Origin of the sequence: Streptomyces sp. NPDC050738 (genome assembly GCF_040654175.1) — a bacterium.
Taxonomy (GTDB): Bacteria; Actinomycetota; Actinomycetes; order Streptomycetales; family Streptomycetaceae; genus Streptomyces.
This window is the reverse complement of sequence record NZ_JBFAHN010000004.1, coordinates 245,110-264,121: the sequence shown is the minus strand read 5'-3', so window position 1 is coordinate 264,121 and position 19,012 is coordinate 245,110. Positions and strand designations below refer to the sequence as shown.

Annotated in this window: 19 protein-coding genes; 11 read left to right on the top strand and 8 right to left on the bottom strand. The window is 71.5% G+C overall.

From position 1 onward, the window contains the following. Window positions 1-128: 128 nt before the first annotated feature. From sbnA to asnB (AB0H78_RS12930), 4 genes are read right to left on the bottom strand one after another with little or no spacing between them, the layout of a single operon-like run. The gene (gene sbnA / locus AB0H78_RS12945; protein ID WP_363234397.1) at window positions 129-1,094 is read right to left on the bottom strand and encodes a 2,3-diaminopropionate biosynthesis protein SbnA; all 966 of its coding nucleotides are present in this window, start codon (window positions 1,092-1,094) and stop codon (window positions 129-131) included. Continuing rightward, window positions 1,091-1,774: a GNAT family protein gene (locus AB0H78_RS12940; protein WP_363234396.1), complete on the bottom strand. Its 684-nt coding sequence runs from the start codon at window positions 1,772-1,774 to the stop codon at window positions 1,091-1,093. Before AB0H78_RS12940 ends, sbnA begins: the two co-directional genes overlap by 4 nt. Before the next feature lie 23 nt (window positions 1,775-1,797). Next, a complete protein-coding gene (locus AB0H78_RS12935; protein ID WP_363234395.1) occupies window positions 1,798-2,676 on the bottom strand; it encodes a DUF6410 domain-containing protein in 879 nt (292 codons plus the stop codon). Next, window positions 2,676-4,529, bottom strand: coding sequence for an asparagine synthase (glutamine-hydrolyzing) (gene asnB / locus AB0H78_RS12930; RefSeq protein ID WP_363234394.1), 1,854 nt, complete (start codon window positions 4,527-4,529; stop codon window positions 2,676-2,678). The genes AB0H78_RS12935 and asnB (AB0H78_RS12930) overlap by 1 nt, the downstream gene beginning before the upstream one ends. 142 nt (window positions 4,530-4,671) lie before the next feature. Between asnB (AB0H78_RS12930) and AB0H78_RS12925 the strand changes: the two genes are divergently transcribed. Then, a complete protein-coding gene (locus AB0H78_RS12925; RefSeq protein WP_363234393.1) occupies window positions 4,672-6,312 on the top strand; it encodes an FAD-dependent oxidoreductase in 1,641 nt (546 codons plus the stop codon). Between the two features lie 68 nt (window positions 6,313-6,380). Here AB0H78_RS12925 and AB0H78_RS12920 read toward each other — a convergent pair whose 3' ends face one another. Genes AB0H78_RS12920 through asnB (AB0H78_RS12910) form a run of 3 tightly spaced genes read right to left on the bottom strand, consistent with a single transcriptional unit; the run spans window position 6,381 to window position 11,034 of the window. Then, window positions 6,381-7,958, bottom strand: coding sequence for a multicopper oxidase family protein (locus AB0H78_RS12920; protein ID WP_363234392.1), 1,578 nt, complete (start codon window positions 7,956-7,958; stop codon window positions 6,381-6,383). A 41-nt stretch (window positions 7,959-7,999) separates the two neighbouring features. Then, the gene (locus tag AB0H78_RS12915) at window positions 8,000-9,202 is read right to left on the bottom strand and encodes a Xaa-Pro peptidase family protein (RefSeq protein WP_363234391.1); all 1,203 of its coding nucleotides are present in this window, start codon (window positions 9,200-9,202) and stop codon (window positions 8,000-8,002) included. Next, the gene (gene asnB / locus AB0H78_RS12910) at window positions 9,199-11,034 is read right to left on the bottom strand and encodes an asparagine synthase (glutamine-hydrolyzing) (protein WP_363234390.1); all 1,836 of its coding nucleotides are present in this window, start codon (window positions 11,032-11,034) and stop codon (window positions 9,199-9,201) included. The genes AB0H78_RS12915 and asnB (AB0H78_RS12910) overlap by 4 nt, the downstream gene beginning before the upstream one ends. 207 nt (window positions 11,035-11,241) lie before the next feature. Here asnB (AB0H78_RS12910) and AB0H78_RS12905 point away from each other — a divergent pair, with 207 nt between their 5' ends. Beyond that, complete coding sequence (locus AB0H78_RS12905; RefSeq protein WP_363234389.1) at window positions 11,242-12,678, top strand: MFS transporter; 1,437 nt, start codon at window positions 11,242-11,244, stop codon at window positions 12,676-12,678. A gap of 95 nt (window positions 12,679-12,773) precedes the next feature. Here AB0H78_RS12905 and AB0H78_RS12900 read toward each other — a convergent pair whose 3' ends face one another. Then, entirely contained in the window at window positions 12,774-13,154 is a 381-nt protein-coding gene (locus AB0H78_RS12900; RefSeq protein ID WP_363234388.1) for a SchA/CurD-like domain-containing protein, read from the bottom strand. A gap of 164 nt (window positions 13,155-13,318) precedes the next feature. Between AB0H78_RS12900 and AB0H78_RS12895 the strand changes: the two genes are divergently transcribed. From AB0H78_RS12895 to AB0H78_RS12855, 9 genes are read left to right on the top strand one after another with little or no spacing between them, the layout of a single operon-like run. Continuing rightward, the gene (locus tag AB0H78_RS12895) at window positions 13,319-13,654 is read left to right on the top strand and encodes a TcmI family type II polyketide cyclase (RefSeq protein WP_363234387.1); all 336 of its coding nucleotides are present in this window, start codon (window positions 13,319-13,321) and stop codon (window positions 13,652-13,654) included. Continuing rightward, complete coding sequence (locus tag AB0H78_RS12890; RefSeq protein ID WP_363234386.1) at window positions 13,651-14,085, top strand: cupin domain-containing protein; 435 nt, start codon at window positions 13,651-13,653, stop codon at window positions 14,083-14,085. Before AB0H78_RS12895 ends, AB0H78_RS12890 begins: the two co-directional genes overlap by 4 nt. Continuing rightward, entirely contained in the window at window positions 14,082-15,371 is a 1,290-nt protein-coding gene (locus AB0H78_RS12885; RefSeq protein WP_363234385.1) for a beta-ketoacyl-[acyl-carrier-protein] synthase family protein, read from the top strand. Before AB0H78_RS12890 ends, AB0H78_RS12885 begins: the two co-directional genes overlap by 4 nt. Next, the gene (locus AB0H78_RS12880) at window positions 15,368-16,606 is read left to right on the top strand and encodes a ketosynthase chain-length factor (RefSeq protein ID WP_363234384.1); all 1,239 of its coding nucleotides are present in this window, start codon (window positions 15,368-15,370) and stop codon (window positions 16,604-16,606) included. The genes AB0H78_RS12885 and AB0H78_RS12880 overlap by 4 nt, the downstream gene beginning before the upstream one ends. A 31-nt stretch (window positions 16,607-16,637) precedes the next feature. Then, entirely contained in the window at window positions 16,638-17,102 is a 465-nt protein-coding gene (locus AB0H78_RS12875; RefSeq protein ID WP_363234383.1) for an SRPBCC family protein, read from the top strand. A 34-nt stretch (window positions 17,103-17,136) separates the two neighbouring features. Further along, entirely contained in the window at window positions 17,137-17,598 is a 462-nt protein-coding gene (locus AB0H78_RS12870) for a DUF1772 domain-containing protein (protein ID WP_363234382.1), read from the top strand. A 31-nt stretch (window positions 17,599-17,629) separates the two neighbouring features. Next, entirely contained in the window at window positions 17,630-18,385 is a 756-nt protein-coding gene (locus AB0H78_RS12865) for an SDR family NAD(P)-dependent oxidoreductase (RefSeq protein WP_363234381.1), read from the top strand. Then, complete coding sequence (locus AB0H78_RS12860) at window positions 18,385-18,705, top strand: antibiotic biosynthesis monooxygenase family protein (RefSeq protein ID WP_363234380.1); 321 nt, start codon at window positions 18,385-18,387, stop codon at window positions 18,703-18,705. The genes AB0H78_RS12865 and AB0H78_RS12860 overlap by 1 nt, the downstream gene beginning before the upstream one ends. After that, window positions 18,695-19,006, top strand: coding sequence for an antibiotic biosynthesis monooxygenase (locus AB0H78_RS12855; RefSeq protein WP_363234379.1), 312 nt, complete (start codon window positions 18,695-18,697; stop codon window positions 19,004-19,006). Before AB0H78_RS12860 ends, AB0H78_RS12855 begins: the two co-directional genes overlap by 11 nt. The last annotated feature ends 6 nt before the right edge of the window (window positions 19,007-19,012 follow it).

Sequence of the window (19,012 nt, the reverse complement as noted above, 5' to 3'; positions counted from 1 at the left end):
CTTTCCACTTCAGCGGAGGCCGGTGGAGCGCCCCTCGCCCGTGGGTGGAGGAGCGGTGGAGCGGGGGTGGAGTCCGCACACCGGACTCCGCCCCCGCCGCGCTGGTCGCGCAGGTCGCACTGCTCGTACTAGACGAGCGCGCCCCCGGTGGCGACGCTCTCGATGGCCGTCTCGTCGGTGTAGACGAGATCCAGGTAGCGCTCGCCGCGGTCGGCCAGCAGGGTCACCACCCGGCAGGGGCGCGGGAGTTGCGGTGCGATCTCGTCGATCGCCGCCACCACGGAACCTGACGAGCCGCCCGCGAAGATCGCCTCGTGGCGCAGCAGCCGGTGACAGCCCCGGATGGCGGCCGCGTCGTCGACATGGACGACCTGGTCGATCTCCGAGGGGGTGAAGAGCTCGGGCACCCGGCTGGAGCCGACGCCGGGAAGCATCCTGGGGCCCGGCGGCGTACCGAAGATGACCGAGCCGACGGCGTCCACCGCGACCACCCGCAGCCTGGGCCAGCGCTTGCGCAGACCGCGGGCCAGTCCGTGCAGGGTGCCGGTGGTGGAGACCGCGGCCACCAGCACGTCGATCGGGTCGGGCGAGGCGTCGAGGATCTCCCGGGCCGTGGTGGCGACATGGGTCTCCACGTTGAGCCGGTTCGCGTACTGGTTGATCCACACCGCGTCCGGGTCCTCGGACAGCAGGTCCTTGACCCGGGCGATCCGGCTGTGCAAGTAGCCGCCCGCGTGGTCGAGTTCGCTGACGAGCTCGATGTCCACGCCGTACTGGCGCAGGATCCGGATGTTGGTGCGCGAGGCGTTGGGGTCGACGACCGCGGTGAACCGCAGCCCGTGGCGGACCGCGAGCATGGCCAGCGCGACGCCGAAGTTCCCCGAGGTCGACTCCACGAGCCGGGAGCCGGGGTGGATCGTGCCGTCCCTGAGGCCCCGCTCCACGATGTAGCGGGCGGAGCGGTCCTTGACGCTGCCGCCGGGATTGAGCATCTCCAGCTTGGCGACGACGTCGAGCCCTTCCTGGGGGAAGAGCCTGCCGAGCCGGACCAGCGGGGTGTTGCCGATGCAGTCGGTCACCGATTCGTAGATCATGCGGACTCCCGTACGGCGCCGAGCAGTCGGCGGCAGGCTTCGAGGCCGTGGATGTGCACCTCGTCGGTGCGCGAGCCCAGATCCCACTCGGCGCGGGTCATGCGCCAGCGGGTGAGCTGTGCGGTGGTGCCCTTGCGCTCCTGGATCTCGATGCCGTCCGGCTGGTATCCGAGGCGCTTGTTGATGGCGATGGCCGCGGCTCCGTCCTCGTACACGGCGGAGGTCGCGTGGTCGGCGCCGAGACCGTCGAAGATCAGGTGCAGGGCCGCGGCCCGCATCTCGGTGCCGATGCCGCGGCCCTGGTGGCCGCGGGCGAGCCAGCTCTCGGTGGCGCACTCCTTCAGTTGGGCGAACCTGCGGGCCTGGAGGCCCTGGACGCCGACGATCTCGCCGTCCAGGAACACCGCGAAGCCCAGGTTCCAGTAGTCGGGGCGGGTCAGGGCGAGTCCCTTCCAGAGGTACTGCAGGACCCGGCCGGCGACGACCTCCTGCGGGGCGCTGCTCCAGCCGCCCTGGAAGGGAACGGTGCCGGGGTCGTGGATGCCCTGCGCGGCGACGAGCTCCGCGAGGGCGCGGAGGTCGGACTCGTCGGGTACGCGCAGTTCCAGTCGGGGCGTGGTCAGCCGGAGCTGGTACTGCGGTACCCAACCGGCGATCGTGTTGCGGTTGTTCTCAGCCATGGCGACATGCTCCGCAGGCGGTCTCAACGGGCGGTGGAAGACGTCTCGACGGCGACCGGGCGCACGGCCCGGGGCCGGTGGCGGCGGTCGCCCGACTGCAGTCGCAGGGCGCCGATGACCAGTCCGGGCAGGATCACCGCGGGCCACAGCACATCGGGCACCGCACCGGCGGCACCGCCGAGGCCCAGGAGCGCGAAGAGCGCGGCGAGCCGCAGTCTGCGCTGGGTCAGGGGTCCTCCTGCCGGGAGCGCGAACAGCACGCCGGCGAGGAGCAGGAACCCGCCCACGGCGGGGCCCAGCGTGTCGGGGTGGTCCATGACACGGCCGACAGGTCCGCGTACGGCTGCCAGCGCGGGCACCGTCCAGTACCAGGCCAGCGCGGCGGCGGCGAGCAGCCCCGCGGTGCGCCGGGCGGTCCCTTCCTCGCCGCGGAAGCCGCGTTCGGCGAGGTCGACGGCGTTGTACGGCCCGTACAGCAGCGGCCGGTAGCCGAGCACCAGCGAGGGGATCGCGGCGAATTCGAGGCCGCCGTACCCGATGAGCCCGGCGATCAGCGCGGAGGACTCCACGAAGAGGGCCACACCCAGCGCCGCCCCGTGCGGCAGGACGCCGATCGGGTACAGCAGCATCGGCAGGAGCAGCAGGGCCCCGCCCGGCCAGCCGGCGAGCCGGCTGGAACGGCGGCTGCGCAAACGGGACTTGAGGGCGGCGACGAGCAGCGTGTACGCGGCGGCGAGCACGACGACGGTGATCAGCGCCGTCGTCACCTCGCCGCCGGTGCGCTCGGGGATCTTGGTGGAGATGATCTGGGTGAGGGCGCTCGCACCGGCGAGGATGCGGACGGCCCGCCCGAGCGGGCCCGCCTCCTTGCCGAGGACGCGGGAGTGCGCGGCGGTGCTCATCACAGCACCACCCGTACGCCGTAGCGCTGCAGCCAGTCGTTGAGGCCGAGCAGCATTTCGACGTTGGCGCGGGCCACCCAGGCGCGCATCCCGCTGTCGAGGACCGACGGGTCGTCGATGAGCGCCCGTACGCCGGCCGTGTCGGCGAGCGCGGCGGCCGGTGCGCCGGGGTCGGCGAGGAGTGCGGCCATGCCGTCGCACAGGGCGCGGCCGTACGCCGGGTCCTGGGTGACGGGGTAGGGGGACTTGGCGCGGTTGACCACGTCGTCGGGGAGGAGATCGGCGACGGCGGCGCGCAGCAGGGACTTCTCGCGTCCGTCGAAGCTCTTCATCGACCACGGCACGTTGTAGGCGTAGTTGACGAGCCGGTGGTCGCAGAACGGCATCCGGGTCTCCAGGCCCACCGCGGAGCCGAGCGACTCGTCGTGGCTGAGGAGGGTCTCCAGCCAGCGGGTGAGGTGGAAGTAGGTGATCTCCCGCATCCGCAGGGTCTGCCCGGTCTCGCCGTCGAGCCGCGGCACCTGCGCCATGCTCGACGTGTAGGCGTCGCCCGCATAGCCGTTGAGGTCGAGCTTGCCCAGCAGGTCGGGGGCGAGCAGGTCGCCGCCGAGGCCGTGCTTGCCGCCGCCGAACTGGCCCATGGCCACCCAGGGGAGCATCGGGGCCTCGACGAGCTGCTTGTTGTGGACCCAGGCGAAGCCGCCGAACACGGCGTCCGCGATCTCGCCGAGCAGCACCGAGCCGACGTGTTCGCGCACCGCCTGGCAGAGCAGATAGAGCGAGGTGTTCATGTTGCCGAGCGGGCTGGGCACGTCCTTGGCCCGCAGCACGGCGGCGCGAACCGCCGGGTCGATGATGTCGCCGGTCTCCAGGACCAGGTCGGTGTGGTCGGTGCCCAGGTGGTCGACGACGGACCGGACGAACGGGGCGTCGGGGCTCCCCCAGATCTCGTCCTCCTTGAAGTCCTCGGCACCACCGAAGGACACCGTGAAGGTGCGCACGGTGCCGCCGCCGCGCTCGGCGAGCGCCTGGTGGGCGAGGGCCGTCACCGCGCTGGAGTCGATGCCGCCGGAGAGCATGATGCCGGGGACGTCACCTGTGCCCAGCGTGCGCCGTACGCTGTCGCCGAGGAGTTCACGGACGGTGGCGATGGTGGTCGCCTGGTCGTCGGTGTGCTCCTCGGCCGTCAACTCCCAGTACTTGTACGCCGTTTCGCCCTCGCGGCGGATGCGCAGCACATGGCCGGGCCTGACCTGCTTGAAGCCGCGCAGGATGCCGTGTCCGGCCGTCCCCGCGTACGAGAAGAGCTCGCGGAGCCCGTCGGCGTCGATCTCCGGGTCGACCGCGGGGTGCGCCAGGATCGCCTTGCGCTCCGAGCCGAAGAGGACGCCGGAGCCGAGCGGGTAGTAGTAGAGGGGCTGGTTGCCGAGGCGGTCGCGTGCCAGCACCAGTTCCTGGTCGCGCTCGGACCACAGGGCGGCGGCGAAGGGCCCGTCCAGCTGCTCGGCGAACTTCTCGCCCCAGCGCAGGAACGCGCGGCCCACCAGCTCGGCGTCGGAGGCGCGCCACCGTACGCCGAGGGTGGCGGCCAGCTCCTCCCTGTCGTACAGCGTGCCGGTGAAGAACGAGGCCAGCACGGTGGCGCCGGCTTCCTCGAACACCCAGGGCTGCTGTACGTAGCCCTGGCCGCCCGAGGGCCGGGAGTGGCGTACGCCGAGGCCCGCGGAGCGGGTGCTCCACAGCTGTTCGGCGTCGGGGCCCCGCTGGGCGAGCGCGGCGGTCATGGCCAGCAGGGTCGGGCGCTCGCGCCGCAGGTCCCTGGTGTGATCGATCCATCCAGCTATACCGGACACAGCTCCGGCTCCCTTCGGTATGGGAGCCACAGGCTGGCCGGGGCACCTCAAGTTTCCCTGGACACGCCCTCCAGCGTGCGGGCCCACGATCCACCGGTACGCGGGCCACCAGTCGGGCCGCGCGGGCCGAAAGGGGAGAACCGTGGGCAAGGAGCCCGAGGAGCTGACGGACGTACTGGTCGTGGGGGGCGGCATCACCGGGCTGAGCTGTGCGCTCTTCCTGCGCCACCACGGGGTGCGCTGTGTGCTGGTGGAGCGGCACGCATCGACCTCCGTCCACCCGCGGGCCTGGGGCTGGTACCCCAGGACCCTGGAACTGCTGCGTTCGGTGGGCGTCGAGGAGGCGGTCCTCGAGGCCGCCGAGGGGTACAAGGACCATCTGCGCCAGGCGACCGTCGAGTCGCTCGCCGGCCGGGAGGTGCGGGCCGCGATGCTGCCCGCGCCGGGCGATCTGTCGCATCTGACGCCGTCCCGGCAGATCTCGCTGGGCCAGGACCGGATGGAGCCGATCGTCAGGGAGGCCGCACTGAAGGCGGGCGCGGCGCTGCGGTTCTCCGCGGAACTGACCTCCTTCGAACGCCCGGAGGGTCCTGACGGTCCCGTGGTGGCGACGGTCGAGGACCGCGGGAGCGGCGCGCAACGGCAGGTGCGGGCGCGCTGGATGGTGGCGGCCGACGGCGCGCGCAGCCCGGTGCGCGAGACGCTGGGCATCGGGCGCAGCGGGCTGGGGACGCTCCAGCACCAGGTGAGCATTCTGTTCCGCGCCGACCTCAGCGGTCCGCTGGACGGCCGGCGCTTCTCCATCTGCCAGATCGAGAACGATCTGCTGCACGGTGCGGTCCTGGGGCACGACGACAGCCTGGGGCGCGGCACGCTGATCGTGCAGTACCGCCCGGAGGCGGGCGAGAGCCTCGACGACTTCACGACCGCGCGCGCGGTGGAGCTGGTGCGCAGTGCGATCGGCACGGCGGCGGACGGCACGGAGGCGGAGGTGGAGATCATCGGCGTACTGCCGTGGGAGCTGGCCGCGCTGACCACCGACCGGTTCAGGGACGGGTCGGTGTTCCTGATCGGGGACGCCGCGCATGTCATCCCGCCGATCGGCGGGTACGGCGCGAACACCGGGGTCCATGACGCGCACAATCTGGCCTGGAAGCTGGCGGCCGTGGTGCGCGGCGAGGCGGACGACAGGCTGCTCGACACCTACGAGGCCGAGCGCCGCCCCGTCGCCGAAGCCACTGTCGCCCAGGCGCAGTTGAGGCTTGCGGTGCGTTCGGGGCGGGCCGACGAGGAGCAGCGCAGGGCCACCCTGGATGTGCTGTCGGTGACCTTCGGGCACACCTATGCTTCGGCTGCGATCGACGGGCGGCGGCTGCCGCCGTTCCGGGCGCTGGAGGAGATGACGGGCGAGCCGGGGACGCGCGCTCCGCATGTGCCGGTGATCGTGCGGGACCGGCCGGGGTCGCTGCTCGACGAGTTCGGCAGCTCGTTCGTGCTGCTGACCAGCGAGGCGGGGCTGGCCTGGGAGAAGGCCCGGACGCGGGCGGCCGAGCGCGCCGGGGTGGCGTTGCGCGGTGTCGCCTTCGGCGACGGGCCGACGGACGCCACGGATCTCTCGGAGTTCGGGTGGCGCTCCCGCTACGGGGTGCGGGCGGACGGTGCCGTGCTGGTGCGCCCGGACGGGTTCGTGGCCTGGCGGGCGGAGGCTGCGGCGGTGGAGGGCTCGGACCCGGCGGAGGTGCTGGAGCGGGCGCTGCTGGGCGCGGTGGCCCGTACGCACTGAGACCGGGCGGGAACGCGTGAAGGAGGGGCCGGCGGATCGCCGGCCCCTCCTCCGCACCTTCAATATGCCTAGCTCACCTGGAAGTTGGCCATCATCGCCATGTCCTCGTGTTCGAGGTTGTGGCAGTGGAAGACGAACTTTCCCGTGTAGTCGCTGAACCGGACGAGCACGCTGAGCTTCTCGTTGGGCATCAGCCGCGCCGTGTCCTTCCAGCCCACGTCCTCGGGGTTGAGGCTGGTGGTGCCGCCCCGCTTGTAGACCTGGAAGGGCGAGAGGTGCACATGGATGGGGTGGTGCGTGGAGGAGGAGAACTCCCAGATCTCCACCTCGCCGCGCTTCACATCCGCCCAGCTGCGGTCGGTCGAGAACGGCTGGCCGTTGATCTTGTAGACGTGCACCCCGTTCTCGGTGTTGTTGGCCAGCGAGAAGGTGCGGGTGCGCACCGCCTTGGCCGGGTCGAGGCGCTCCACGGTGGAGAGGGTGGCGGGAACGCTCGTCGAGTCGGCGATCTTGGAACCGACCACGAACTGCATGAGCTCGTCGGTGGTGCTGTCACCGAGGCTGTTCTCCAGAGTGATCTTGGTGCCGGGTGCGTACGCCCCGAAGTCCACGATCACGTCGAAGCGTTCGCCCGGCACCATGTAGATGGAGTCCATCGCCTGCGGCTTCGCCAGCAGCCCGCCGTCGCTGCCGATCAGCGTGAACGGCGCGCCCGACGAGGGCTTGGCGCTCAGCTTCACCCGGTAGCGGCGGGAGTTGGAGGCATTGAGAAGCCGCAGCCGGTAGCGCGCGCCCTGTACGTCGAAGCGCGGCCACGGCACCCCGTTGATGAGGATCACGTCGCCGGTCATGCCGTTGTGCGCGTCCCCCGAGACCCCGGGCGGGCTCTTCAGATTCGGGTCGAGGGAGGGGTAGGCCAGCGAACCGTCGGCGTTGAAGGACCGGTCCATGATCATGACGGGTACGTCGCGGTCGCCCTTGGGGAGCGGCAGCGCGTCCTCCTCCTCGTCGTGGACGAGATAGAAGCCCGCGAGCCCCCGCCAGACCTGCGGCCCGGTGAAGTCCATCCGGTGGTCGTGGTACCAAAGGGTGCTCGCCCGCTGGGCGTTGGGATAGGTGTACTCGCGGCTGCCCTGCGCGGTGACACCCTCCATCTTCATCCCCGGCATCCGCATGCCCGAGTGCGCCGCGTGCCCCGATGCCGCCGTCCAGCCCGAAGTGGGCAGGATCAGGTCGGTGGGGTAGCCGTCGCTGGTCTCGGGGGTCTTGCCGCCGTGCAGATGCGTACTGATCGGCACGGGCAGGTCGTTGCGCGTACGGACGACGGCGGTGCGGCCCTTGCGGACGTTGAACGCCGGGCCGGGGAAGGTGCCGTTGTAGCTGAAGATCTCGGTCTGCACACCGGGCAGGATCTCGGCCTTCGCCACATAGGCCCGTACGTCGAAGTAGTCGGTCGTGCCCACCGAGGAGGCCGGCTGGATGGTCGCCGGGCGCTTGAAGGGCTGGGTGAAGTGCGCCGGGATGGGGACGCCCTGACTCTTTATGGTCTTGCCGCCCGTGCCGTTGTCACAGGCGGCGGCGAACGGGACGACCAGTCCGGAGGCGCCGACCGCGCCCAGGAACCGGCGGCGGGACAAGGGGGGCATGGTTCTCCTCAGGTTCTGTACGGGTGGGGGGGCACGGCCGGTCAGCCGAGCACGACGAGGCCCCGGTCGAGGGAGGTCAGCAGCCGGTTTCCGTCCGGGCCGACCACGAACGGGTCCTCCACGTGCACGCCGCCGAGGCCGAACTCGTAGTACGGGGTCTCGACGTTGACGACGACCCCTTCCTCCAGGAGGTCCGGATTGCCGGGCGTGATGAGCACAGGTTCGTAGATCTCGGCCCCGATCCCGTGGCCCACGTGCTGTCTGCGGTAGTGCGGGACCCCGGCCGCCCGGACGGACTCCACGGTCAGGTCGAAGAGTTCACCGCCCGACATGCCCGCCTTCGCCGCCTCGATGGCGGCTTCCTCGCCGGCCAGCATCGCCGCGTACACCGAAGCGAGCCGGGCCGAGGGCTCGCCGAGGCTGAAGGTACGGGCGATGTCCGACCAGTACCCCTGGTAGGTGCAGCCGACGTCGAACCAGATCGAGTCGCCCCGGCGCAGCGGCTCCTCGGACGGTCTGGTCTGCCCGAGCACCCCCTCCCGCCCGAACTTGATCAGCGTGAACCTGGGCCGCCCGCCCGCCCGCGCCACCGCCGTCTCGAACTCCCCGACCAGCTGGCGCTCGGTGACCCCGGGCACGGCGATGGCGGTCGCGGCACGGATGCCGGTCTCCGCGCAGGCCGCGGCCCGGGTGATCCGTACGATCTCCGCCTCGGTCTTCACCTTGCGGATCTGCTGGAGCAGCGCCCCCGCAGGGGTGATCCGTGCCTCGGGCAGGGCGGCACCGAGCCGCTCCAGGAAGCCCAGCGGCGCGGCGTTCTCGTCCACGCCGATCCGCGCCGACGCCAGGCCCGCACCGGTGAGGATGCGCACCAGCGCGCCGAGCGCGTCCGGTGCCGGCTCCGTGTCGAGGCCGATCTCCTTGAACCGCAGTTCCCGTGCGGTCAGTTCGACACCATCGGGGAGCTCGCGGAAGAACGTCCCGTACGGAACGACACCGCTCAGCGGCGTCGTCGCATCCAAGAACTGATCGACGTCGCTGCGCGAGGAGGCGAAGTACGGGGCATCGGTGCGATCCCTGGTCACCACCGCCAACGCCCGGCTGCTGTAAGGGTGGTTGAGCCCGCCGACACTCGAAATCCCGGTCAGACAGAGCACGTTCTCCGACGAGGTGGCCACCACGGCGTCGAGCCCCGCCGCATCGAGATGGCGTGCGACGCGCTCCGCCCGGGAGCCGGCCCTCACAGCGCCAGCCTCACCCGGTAGTGGTCGAGCCACAGGTTCAGCTGCAGCATCAGCTCCACATCGGCCCTGGCCATCCGGTCCTTGGTGAGCCGCTCCACATTGGCGGCGACCGCGGCGGCCCCCTCCAGGTCCATGATCTGGCGCACCGGGGCCTTCGGATCGGCGAGCACGGCCTTCATCGCCCGCTGCAACGCACCCGGATAGTCGGGGTGGTTGGAGACCGGGGACGCGCTGCGGTGCCGGTCGAGGACGGAGGTGGGCAGCAGGTCGGCGACGGCCGCGCGCAGGATGCCCTTCTCGATGCCGCGCCGGTTGTGCATCTCATTGGGGATGTTGTACGCGTACTGCACCAGTTCCGGGTGGTTGATGGGCGTGCGCAGCTGGAGCCCGGCGGAGGAGTACGAGCCCGCGTCGATGCCGAAGCGGGTGTTCATCAGGTACGCGACCCGGCGCATGTGCCGCTGCCACTCGTCCTCCTCGGGGAGGTACTCCACCTCGGCCACCGCGGTCGCGTACACATCGCGGTAGTACGTGGGGAAGTCCAGCGCCTTCAGGGCGTCCTGGCTGAAGAGCCCGGTGCCGAAGCCGTTGGCCGCACCGAACTTCTGCGCCAGCGCCAGCCACGGGAAGGTGCCCGAGACCACCAGGTCCTTGTGCGTGAACCAGGTGGCGCCCTGGAAGTACTTGTCGCCGCCGTACCCGGCGAAGACCACCTTGCGGCCCTCCTGCGCGGCACGCTGCACCGTCAGGTACTGGGCGGTGTCCATGTCGTACTGGCGCGTGGGGAAGTCCTTGGACTTCAGCATGCCCAGCCGCACGATCGGGTCGAGGATGTCCCCGGTGTCCAGCTCCACCAGCGTGTGATCGGCGCCGATGTGCGCGGCGACCTCCTCCGCGAAGGGGGTGTCGTGGGTGGAGCGCATCACGTCCGCGCGGAACTCGCTCTGCGCGAAGCCGATGGTGAAGGTGCGCAGCGAGCCGCTCTGGGCGCGGGCGAGCGCGTCGGCGGCGAGCGCCGCCACGGCGGAGGAGTCGACGCCGCCGGAGAGCATCACCAGGAGCTGCGCGGGGTCCTCGGTGAGGTTCTCCTCGACACTGCGCTGGAGTACGTCACGGACCTTGGCCACCGTCGCGTCGTAGTCGTCGGTGTGCGGCTGGGTGCTGATCGACCAGTACTTGCTGCGCTGCCAGCCGTCCCGCCCGTACCGGGCGATCTCCGCCGCACCGATCCGGTCGAAGCCGGCGAAGATGCCGCCGTGCGGCAGCGCCTGCGAGACCGCCTCGCGCAGCCCGGCCGCGTCGACCACCGGGTCGACCTCGGGGTGGGAGAGCAGCGCCTTGCGCTCGGAGCCGAAGACCAGCGCGGTCGCGGTCCGGGTCCAGTACAGCGGCTGTCCGCCCAAGTGGTCGCGGGCCAGCACCACTTCCTCGGTGCGGCCGTCCCACAGGACGACGGCCCACGCGCCGTTGAGCCGGGGCAGGAAGTCCGTCCCCCACTGCCGGTAGGCGTACGCCACCAGGGCGGCAGGGCCTTCCGCCGCCGAGACGCGGGCGCCGGCCGCGGCGAGTTCGGCGCGCAGCGCCTCGGTGCCGGTGGGCCAGCCCGCCACCACGGCGACGATGTCATGGTCCCCGGCGGGCAGGACGTAGGGCTGCTCGTCCCTGGCCCCGTCCACATCCAGCAGCCGTACGCCCAGTGCCGCGTGCTCGCCGACCCAGACGCTCTCGCCGTCCGGCCCGCGCTGCGCGAGCGTGGCGGTCATCGCCGTGGCCACCGGGCGGTGCCTGCGCAGGTCCCTCTCGAAGTCGATCCAGCCAACGACACCGGACACGCTGCCACCTCAGTCCTTGTTCGTGCCTACGAACGGTCCCTTCGAGCATCCGGTCCCCGCCTCGCGGGCCGCCCGCACGGCGGTGGAGGCGCACTCGAACAGGCGCGGCCCCGGCGATCCTTGAGCGGTCCTGGGTGCGGGGCGCGGACAGTGCCCGCAAAGGCACTGACCAGTGCTTCCCGTACTCCCCGTAGGAAGGCGTGATCCGTGAACCGACCACCGACCGTGGAGCGGCCGTCCGTTCCGCGCAGCTCCTGGCTCGCCCTGGGCGCGGTGCTGCTCGCCGGGTTCCTGCACACCTTCGACGTCACCGTGGTGTCGATCGCCGCCCCCTCCATCCAGGACGGCCTGGGCGCGTCCGACAGCATCGTCCAGTGGCTGCTCGCCGGTTACAGCCTGGCCTTCGCGCTGGTCCTGGTCACCGCGGGGCGCCTGGGCGACGCCTTCGGGCGCAAGCCGATGGTGCTGGCCGGGATCGTCTCCTTCACCGCCGCGTCCGCCCTGTGCGCGGCGGCCCCGGGATCGGGGTGGCTGGTGGCCGCACGGGTGCTGCAGGGTGCGTCGGCCGCGCTCCTCGCCCCGCAGATAGCCCCGGTGATCATGCTGCTCTTCCCCAAGGAGCGCCGGGGGGCCGCGTTCGGGGTGCAGGCGGCCGTGATCGCGGTCGCCACCTGCGGCGGTCCGATGCTCGGCGGGCTGCTCACCCACGCGAACCTCTTCGGGCTCGGCTGGCGTGCGGTGTTCCTGGTGAACCTCCCCGTCGGGGCGGTCGCGCTGCTGCTCGCCCTGCTGTGGCTGCCCTCCGAACACCGTGAACAACCGCTGCGCATCGACCTGTTGAGCGTCGCGGTCGCCACCGCGGGCCTGGTGCTGCTGCTCGTACCGCTGGTGCAGGGCCGAGAGGCGGGCTGGCCGCTGTGGCTGCTGCCGCTGATGGCCGCGGGCGCGGCCCTGCTCGTCTCGCTGGCCCCCCTGCAGCGGCGCGCCGGGCGGGCGGGGCGGGCGCCGCTCATCGCCCCCGAGCTCTTCAGGGGCCGGGCGTTCCCGGCCGGGGCGGCCGTCAACTTCCTTGTCCTGGGCGGGGTCGCCTCGTTCTTCCTGGTCTTCGTCGTCCATCTCCAGGACGGTCTGGGCTTCACCGCCAAGGAGGCCGGCCTGAGCCTGCTGCCGTTCGCGCTCTCCGCGGCCTTCGCCTCGGGCGCCTCGGTGCCGCTGACCGGGCGTCTCGGGCGGCCGATGCTGGAGGCCGGGGCGCTGCTGATGGCGACCGGCACCGGGGTGCTGCTCTGGACGACGGTGTCGCTGGGGTCAGGGCTGCGCCCGCTGCACATCCTGCCCGGGCTGGTCCTCACCGGCGCCGGCATGGGGCTGCTCTCCCCGCCGCTCTACAACCTCACCCTCTCCGCCATGTCCCGGGACGGCATCGGCTCGGCCAGCGGAGTCTTCGCCACCTTCGGCCAGGTCGGCAGCGCGACGGGGGTGGCCCTGGTGGGCACGGTGTTCTACGGCGCCTCGTCGATCGGCTGGGCGCTGGGCTGCCAACTCACCATGTATCTGGTCGCGTTGACCCTGCTGCGGGTGGGGATGCCCCGCCCTCGCCCTGCGACCACCACCGCACCGGCGCGGGTGCGCCAGGAGGCCTGACCGTCCTGACCGCCCTGATGCCCGTACGCAGGCGAGTGCGGCGGGGGCCCTGCACCGGGCCCCCGCCGCACTCGTCCGCGTAACTCCGGAACCCGTCAGCCCGCCGCCGGCAGGTCCCGCGCCGAGATCTGCGCCACCGTGTTCAGCAGACTGCGCCGGAACGTCGCGACGAAGCCCTCCGGGGTGTCGGTGTCGCGCGGCTTGCTGAGGTACGGCTTGAGCTTCGCCTCGACCTCGCGCACCCCCGGCTGCACGGCCATGTGCCGGGCGACCGCGTCCAGGTCGCCGGTGTACTCGATGACCCGCACCAGGGTGTCGTCGCGCAGGAAGACCGCCGTCGCCAGGATGGTTCCCGCGGCGGCGCCCGACGCGTCGGGGACCCGGCCGGACTTCACCCGCTTGAAGTCGCCGAAGATCTCGGTGAGTTCCTTCTCGTAACCGGGCTTGATGTCATACGTGATCGCAGCGAACGGCATGGCGGCCTCTCCTGGGTGTCGGGTGCGCCCCAGAACAGCCGCCGCCCCTCGCGAACGGCTCGAACCCGGCTGCCGAGCCGCGCTGGAGAGGAGTTCGAGCGGGTCTCCAGATCGCGATGGGACCTTCCGTGGCGACCGCCGCAGGACCCACGGGAGGTAGCACCGTGCATCGCACCCTGATCGTCGCCCGGTTGAAGCCGGACAAGACGGAGGACATCGCGAAGATCTTCGACGAGTCGGACTCGTCGGAGCTCCCGCACATGATCGGCGTCAGCCGGCGCACGCTCTTCAAGTTCCACGGGCTGTACTTCCACCTCGTCGAGGCGGACGACGACATCACCCCGAACCTCTACAAGGCGCGCAGCCACCCGCTCTACGACGACATCAACACCCGGCTCACCGAGTGTGTCGAGCCCTACGACCCGGACTGGAAAGAGCCCAAGGACGCCATGGCTCAGCCCTTCTACGTCTGGACCAAGGAAGGAGGGCGGATCCAGTGACGACCGCCATCACCCGTACCGTGAAGGTCGCCTCCGAAGAGGTCGACGCCAACACCAAGCGCGGCGGTGACCTGCGGGTCACCCTCAGCCCCAAGACCGTCGGCTGCACCTCCGGCTTCGGCGGGGTGCTGACGCTGGAGCCCGGTGACCACATCACCGAGCACTACCACCCGTACTCCGAGGAGTTCCTGCACATCGTCGAGGGCACCCTGACGATGTCGCTCGACGGGGAGCAGATCACGCTCGGCCCCGGCGACTCGCTGCTCGTGCCCATCGGCGTACGCCACCGTCTCGTCAACACCGGTGACTCCACGGCCCGCGGGGCCTTCCACCTGTCGCCGCTCGCCCCGCGCCCCGAGCTCGGGCACGTCGACACCGAGCCGGCCCAGCACCCCGCCGAGTCCAATCCGGATGTAGGCGGTACGCCGTGACCCGACGTGCCGTCATCACCGGCATCGGCACCGTCGCGCCCGGCGGAGTGGGGCGCGAGGCCTTCTGGCAGCTCCTCTCCGACGGGCGCACCGCCACCCGTTCCATCTCCCTGTTCGACGCAGGGCGCTTCCGCTCCCGGGTCGCCGCCGAGGTCGACTTCGACGCGGCGGCCTGCGGTCTCACCCCCCGCCAGATCCGCCGGATGGACCGGGCCGCGCAGTTCGCCGTCGTCTCCGCCCGCGAGGCGGTCCTCGACAGCGGCATCGACCTGGCCGCGCTCGCACCCGAGCGCCTCGCGGTCTCCATCGGCAGCGCCGTCGGCTGCACGATGGGCCTGGAGGAGGAGTACGTCCTGCTCAGCGACGGCGGCCGCAAGTGGCTCGTCGACCACGAGTACGGCGTTCCGCACCTGTACGGGTACATGGTGCCGTCCACCCTCGCCGCCGAGGTGGCCTGGGAGGTCGGCGCCGAGGGCCCCGTCGCATTGATCTCGACCGGCTGCACGTCGGGCCTGGACTCCATCGGGCACGCCGTGCAGCTGATCGAGGAGGGCTCGGCGGACGTCGCGCTCGCCGGTGCCACCGACGCACCGATCTCACCGATCACCTCGGCCTGCTTCGACGCCATCAAGGCGACCACCCCCAACAACGAGGACGCCGAGCACGCCTCGCGGCCCTTCGACAGCCGGCGCGACGGCTTCGTCCTCGCCGAGGGGTCCGCGGTGATGGTGGTCGAGGAGCGCGAGGCGGCCATCGCCCGCGGCGCCCGGATCTACGCCGAGGTCGTCGGCTTCGCCGGCCGCAGCAACGCCCACCACATGACCGGGCTCAAGCCGGACGGGCGCGAGATGGCGGAGGCGATCACGGTCGCCCTCAACCGGGCGAAGCTGGACCCGACCGCCGTCGGCTACATCAACGCCCACGGCTCGGGCACCAAGCAGAACGACCGCCACGAGACGGCGGCGTTCAAGCGGAGCCTCGGCTCGCACGCGTACGACGTGCCGGTCAGCTCCATCAAATCGATGGTCGGGCACTCGCTCGGCGCGATCGGCTCCATCGAGGTGGCGGCCTGCGCGCTCGCCCTGGACCGCCAGGTCGTGCCGCCCACCGCCAACCTCAAGAACCCCGACCCGCTGTGCGACCTGGACTATGTGCCGGTCACCGCACGCGACCACCGGATGGACGTGGTGCTGAGCGTGGGCAGCGGCTTCGGCGGCTTCCAGACCGCGATGCTGCTCGCCAGGCCGGGATCGGCGGCGGCCGCCGCAGGAAGGAGCGCGGCATGAGCGCCCTCACCCCCAGCAGCGGCAGGCCGCCGGTGATCACCGGTCTCGGCATCACCGCGCCGACGGGCATCGGCCCCGACGCGCACTGGTCGTCGGTGCTCGCGGGCAAGTCGGGCATCGTGGCCATCGACCGCTTCGACGCCTCCGGCTACCCGGTGCGCCACGCGGGCCAGGTGCCGGGCTTCCACGCCCCCGACGTCGTACCGAGCCGGCTGATCTCGCAGACCGACCACTGGACCCATCTGGGCCTGTACGCGGGCGAGTCGGCGCTGCGGGACGCCGCGGTGGACCCGGCGGAGCTGCCCGAGTACGAGATGGCCGTGGTCACCTCGTCGTCGTCCGGCGGCACCGAGTTCGGCCAGAAGGAGATGACGGCGCTCTACCAGCACGCCCCCTCGCACGTGGGTGCGTACCAGTCGATCGCCTGGTTCTACGCCGCGACCACCGGGCAGCTCTCCATCCGGCACAAGATGCGCGGCCCGTGCGGGGTGCTCGCCTGCGAGCAGGCCGGCGGTCTGGACGCCATCGGGCAGGCCCGCAGGCTGCTGACCGGCGGCGACTCACGGCTCGTCCTCACCGGCGGTACGGACGCTTCGCTCTGCCCGTACGGACTCACGGCCCAGCTGTCGAACGGCAGGCTCTCCAGGGTCCAGGACCCCGAGCGCGCCTACGTCCCGTTCGACAGCGAGGCCAGTGGCCATCTGCCGGGCGAGGGCGGGGCGTTGCTCGTCCTGGAGAGCGCCGAGTCGGCCGAGGAGCGCGGCCGGGGCGGCGGGTACGGCACGGTCCTCGGGTACGCCGCCGGTTTCGACCCGGCGCCCGACTCCGGAAGGCCCCGCGCCCTGCGCAGGGTCGCCGCCCGCGCGATCGCCGACGCGGGGCTCACCCCCGCGGACATCGACGTGGTCTTCGCCGACGCCTCGGGGATGCCGGCCGACGACCGGGACGAGGCCGAGGCGATCGCCGCGGTCTTCGGGCCCGGCGGGGTCCCGGTCACCGCGCCGAAAACCCTCACCGGCCGGCTGTACGGCGGCGGTGCCCCGCTCGACGTGGCGACGGCCCTGCTCTCGCTGCGCGACGGCGTCATCCCGCACACCAAGGGGGTACGCGACCTCGCCGCCGGCTGCCCGATCGACCTGGTCACCGACGCGCCCCGGGTGCTGCCGCTGCGGCACGCCCTGGTGCTGGCCCGCGGCCACGGCGGCTTCACCTCGGCCCTGGTCCTGGGCCGCTGACCACCCCTACCACCCAGGAGGAGTTCCGATCATGGCCGGACACACCGAGAACAGCATCGTCATCGACGCACCCATGGACGTCGTGTGGGACCTCACCAACGACGTTCCCAACTGGCCGCATCTCTTCAGCGAGTACGCCTCGGCCGAGATCCTCGAGCAGGACGGCGACACCGTCGTCTTCCGCCTCACCATGCACCCCGACGAGGACGGCAACGCCTGGAGCTGGGTCTCCCGGCGCACCGGCGACCCGGTCGCCCGCACCGTGCGCGCCGAGCGCGTGGAGACCGGCCCGTTCGAGTTCATGAACATCGCCTGGGACTACACCCAGGAGCCGGCCGGCGGGGTCCGGATGCGCTGGGTGCAGGACTTCCACATGAAGCCCGAGGCCCCCGCCACCGACGGGGCGATGACCGAGCACCTCAACCGCAACACCGTCGTCCAGATGGACCTGATCAAGCAGAAGGTCGAGTCCGCGGCCAGGGCCCTCACCCGCTGACCCCTTCGGGAGCACCTTTCGAGAGGACCCCGCCGTGCTCACCTATGTCGTACCGCTGCTCCTGCTGCTCAACGGACTGGCCGCCGGGGTGCTGTTCGGCACCCAGCTCGGCGGATTCCCCTACCTGGCGTCGCTGCCCGCGGACCGCTATGTGCACGCCCACGCGTTCTTCGGGACCCGTTACGACCCGGCGATGCCGTTCTGCCTGATCGCCACCGTCGTCTGTGACGTCGTCCTGGCCTCCCGGGTCGAACAGGCCCCGGCGCGCACCCTGTTCGCGGTCGCGGCGGTCCTCGCGGTGGCCACCGCGGTCATCTCGGTGACCAAGAACGTCCCGGTCAACCGCTGGATGCGCACCCTCGACCCGGAGAACCTGCCCGCGGACTTCGCCGAACGCGACCCGCGCGGCCCCTGGGGCGCCTGGAACCGCAGGCGCTCCCTGCTCACGATCCTCGCCCTGGCCGTCAACTGCGCGGCGCTCGGCTTCCTGCTCTGAAGACCACTTCTACGGCGATACGGAGACTTCCATGGATCTCGAACTGAAGGGCAAGAAAGCCCTCGTCACCGGCGGTACGCGCGGTGTGGGCCGGGGCATCGTCCTGGCCCTGGCCCGGGCCGGTGTCGACGTCGTCACCTGTTACCAGAACGACAGCGAGTATGTCGCCTCCCTGGAAAGGGAGTTGAAGGAGACCGGCGGCAACCACCACGTCCTGCGCGCCGACCTTTCCGACGCCGCCCAGATATCCGCACTCCTGGAGCGCACCGGGGAGATCTTCGGCGGCCGGATCGATCTGCTGGTCAACAACGCCGGCACGATCAGCCACATCCCGTACGCGGAGCTCTCCGTCGAGGAGTGGACCCGGGTCCTCACCACCAATGTCACCGCCGCCCACCTGGTGATCCAGCACGCCCTGCCGCTGCTGGGCGAGGGCTCCTCGGTCGTCTCCATCGGCTCCAAGGCCGTCGAGGCTGGCATCCCGCTGCGCTCGCACTACACGGCGACCAAGGCCGCGCTGGTGGGCCTCAGCCGCTCGCTGGCGAAGGAGTTCGGCCCGCAGCAGATCCGCTTCAATGTGGTCGCGCTCGGCGTCATCGAGACGGAGAACTTCCACAAAATGCCGCAGGAACAGCGGGAGTTGATGGCACAGCGGTACGGCGCCAAGACCGCGCTCGGCAGGCTGGGGACCCCCGACGAGGTGGCCGGCGCCGTCATGTGGCTCGCCAGCGACCTGGCCAGGTACGTCACCGGCAACACCATCGGCGTGGACGGCGGTATCTCCTGATGTCCTTCCGAGTGATGCTGCGCATGGAGATCGAGCCGGGCAGCGAGGAGGCCTTCGAGAAGGCCTGGCACGCGGGGACCGACGCGGTGACGGGCCACCCCGCCAACCTCGGCCAGTCCCTGTCGCGTTCGGCCGCGGGCGACAACGCGTACTACATCGTCAGCGACTGGCTGGACGAGCCGCGCTTCCGCGAGTTCGAGAACAGCACGGCCCATCTGGAACACCGCGCGACGCTCCACCCGTACCGCAGGGGCGGCTCCTTCCACGTCATGGAGGTCGTCACCCACATCGAGGGCAGGGCGGTCGCCGATGCCAGGTGAGGTGCGCGTACTGGTCTACCAGGCGGCCCACGACGAGCGGCAGCTCGCGGAGGTGCGGGCCGCCTACCACCTGGTCAGCGAGCGGCTGGCGAAGGTCGACGGGATGCTCGGCAACGAACTGCTGCGCAGCCCCGTCGACCCCACCGCGCTCGCCGTGATGAGCCGCTGGTCGTCCATGGACACCTTCCTGGCGTGGGAGCGGGGTGCGGACCACCGCCTGGACACCGCACCGCTGCGCCAGTACCGCGACGAGCGGACCACCGCGCCGTTCGCCGTGTTCCAGGTCGACGCCGCGTACTGAGCGAAC